This window comes from uncultured Campylobacter sp., from assembly GCF_938045595.1.
Classification (GTDB): Bacteria; Campylobacterota; Campylobacteria; order Campylobacterales; family Campylobacteraceae; genus Campylobacter_B.
In genome coordinates, this window is record NZ_CALIBB010000268.1 from 1 (window position 1) to 2,006 (window position 2,006).

1 protein-coding gene is annotated in these 2,006 nt (G+C 38.4%); it reads left to right on the plus strand.

The window, feature by feature from the left end; genetic code table 11:
• Positions 1-305 precede the first annotated feature (305 nt).
• Positions 306-2,006 (plus strand): TonB-dependent receptor plug domain-containing protein (locus tag Q0340_RS10565; RefSeq protein WP_298083272.1); only part of this gene is annotated, 1,701 nt, incomplete at its 3' end.

Below are 2,006 nucleotides of genomic sequence, written 5' to 3' on the forward strand. Positions count from 1 at the left end.
GATAAAATTCCGCTCACTTATGATAAAATTTTAAAATTTCTGAAGTTAAAATTTTAAAATTTACTCACTGTCTCATCGTCTGCATTTTATGAAAATACTTTTAAATTTAAAGTAAAAATTTGTAATTTTAAAAAATGTAAATTTAAGAGATAAAGGCGTAAACCTGGGAATTCTTTAAATTTAATTAAGTTCTATAATTATAAATGATAAATAAATTCTTTTTAATTTAAATTTAAAGAATTTTTCACTAATATATTGCTATTTTTAATAACGCCTATGAGAAATAGTATTATAAAAGGATCAAAATGAGCTTATTTAGGTTTTCCATTGCAGCGGCGGGAGCGCTTTGTTTATGCGCGGCCACTTTAGCTGCACAGGATGATAGCGAAGGTGGCTCCCAAAATTTGGGGCAGATCAATGTTACCGGAAATGTGGAAAGCGACCCGCTTACCAAAAAAGTCGGCGAAACCAAAAAGAGCGCCAAGCAACTTGCCAAAGAGCAAGTTAGCGATAGTAGAGATATGGTTCGTCACGAAACCGGCGTTTCAGTTGTCGAAAGCGGAAGATTCGGTGCTAGTGGTTATTCGATCCGCGGAGTAGATGAAAATCGTGTAGATATAAGCATAGATGGACTTCGCCAAGCAGAAACGTTAAGCTCGCAAGGTTTTAAAGATCTATTTGAAGGATATGGAAACTTTAATAACACTAGAAACGGCGTTGAGGTTGAAAACGTAAGACAGGTAGATATCACTAAAGGTGCAGATTCGGTAAAAAGAGGCTCGGGCGCGCTAGGTGGTTCTGTGGCGTTTGAGACAAAGGATGCGAGAGATTATCTAACGGAGAAGGATTGGTATTACGGATTTAAGCGCGGGTATCAAAGTGCGGATAGACAAAACTGGCAAAGCCACGCAGCTGCAGTTCGGTTTAAGTGGTTTGATCTTTTGGCTATTCATACTGATAGAGAAGGACATGAACTAAAAAACTGGGGATATAAAAAATATGATCCTACTGTTATAAGAAAAGTTAGAGAAAAACCTGATCCCTATAGAATTTACAAAAAAAGCACATTGGTAAAATTTGGCTTTCAGCCTACCGATACCGATAGATTTAGCCTAGGATACGATAAGTCTAATATAAAATCAGAGGGAATAGACTGGTCGAATCAATTTGCTCTTTATAATACGCAAACTCCTTGGGGTGCTCTAACTAATGACATACGACATACCAACGATAGAAGCGAAAGAAAAAACTACTCATTTTCTTATGAAAATTTTGATGAAACGCCTTTATGGGATAGCTTAAAATTTAGCTATAACAAGCAACATATTAAGTTAAAAGCGAGAACGGATGAGTATTGCGAGGGCGATAATTGCGCGGGGATTTCAAATCCGTCCGGTCTACATATAAACGAAAACGGAAAAATGGTAGATAAATACGGAGGAGAGCTGAAGCAAGGGCTAAAATGGGGCTTTATGCCGATAGTAACGGATAGCCGCGGAGAGGAGCTGGATACCGATATTTACGACGGGCAAGAAAACACTATGAGAGGCAGCGTCTCGGATGTTTTAGTCAATTGCGATAACTACGACTGCTCCAAAGGTATCGATCTATTCGATATGAATACATGGAGTTATCAACACTACGATCTTACCCCTACGCCTACGCCTAACGGCAAAGGAAATTATGCGGTAATAAACCCGAAAGACAGCAACGGCGATTATCTTTTACTGCCTACTCAACACGGATTTGTGGATAATAACTGGAAAGATAGGGATCTAATCACCGATACGAAGCAATTCAATCTAGATCTTACCAAGGATTTTAATATAAAAAGCACCGAGCATACCCTAAGCTACGGGGGTCTTTATAGCAAAAGCGATAAGCGAATGGTAAATAGACAAGGATACGGTCCCATTAATAAACAATGGTGGGCGAATACCTTTTTCGGCATATCAAATACCAATCCGTCTTTTCCTATACTAGGCACTTGGTATGCCGATAAGTGT